Raw genomic sequence first — 831 nt, 5'->3', positions numbered from 1 at the left:
ATCAGAAAAAGAAGAAGTTGCCCTAAAAATGTGAGCAAATTAACTGTTAAGAGAGGGCCTTTCGAAAAATCACCGAGTAGTTGATAATAACGTAATACCACTAGGACAAGGGTTGGCGTCAACAGTGACTCCTTGATAGAACTGCGTGGTGCTTCCTTGAGTATCTCTTTCATTATTTTTTTAGGATTCTTACCTAGATACTCCTCTGCACTCATGCCATCTCGTTCTGCTTCTGAGAAATCTAACATCATCAAATAGATCTGCTCTCTGAGATAGTCTTCATCATAGAGAAATCCAGCAAGATTAAAACTCTCCCACAGTTCCTCAAAATACTGCTGATTCTCCTCAGAAAACTCATGCAGCAAAGCGCTTGTTTCTTCATAATACTTCATTTTCTTCATGGTTTAACCCCCATTCTTAATCCCTTCTACTTTTTGACTCAAATCGTCCCATTGTTGCCAAAAGACTGAGACACGCTCTTCTCCTTCTTTAGTTAACGAAAAATACTTCCGATCTGGACCATCTGGCGACGGGCGCATGTCGCCTCTTATCCATTGATTTTTTTCTAACTTTTGCAACAAAGGATAAATAGTTCCTGGAACAATAGTGTCAAATCCGGCCTCTCGCAAAGTCTGAACCAACTCATAACCATATCGCTCTTTTTGACCAATCATATCCAAGACACAACCTTCAAGAACACCTTTTAATAGTTGAGTTTCTTTCATCCCTTCTCCCTTCTAATCTATTTTGTAATACCTACTAGTAGCTTCATCTATAATATACCACTTTCACACTAGTTTGTAAAGCATAATAGTTAATACTCTTCGAAAA

General features: G+C 38.4%; 1 protein-coding gene and 1 pseudogene. Both read right to left on the bottom strand.

Annotation, left to right across the window (positions count from 1 at the left end; translation table 11 throughout):
* A pseudogene (locus HT734_RS06035) lies at positions 1-401 on the bottom strand (hypothetical protein); the annotation flags it as partial.
* A gap of 3 nt (positions 402-404) precedes the next feature.
* Positions 405-725 carry a PadR family transcriptional regulator gene (locus HT734_RS06030; RefSeq protein WP_000665422.1) on the bottom strand — a complete coding sequence of 107 codons (321 nt, stop codon included), beginning with the start codon at positions 723-725 and terminating at the stop codon, positions 405-407.
* Positions 726-831: the final 106 nt, after the last annotated feature.

It is taken from the genome of Streptococcus sp. k-90 (genome assembly GCF_013277565.1).
Classification (GTDB): Bacteria; Bacillota; Bacilli; order Lactobacillales; family Streptococcaceae; genus Streptococcus.
This window is presented reverse-complemented; position numbering and strand designations above follow the sequence as displayed.

Excerpts from the sequence above, each read along its gene's own strand:
- HT734_RS06030 (WP_000665422.1), bottom strand. The coding sequence starts at position 725 with ATGAAAGAAACTCAACTATTAAAAGGTGTTCTTGAAGGTTGTGTCTTG.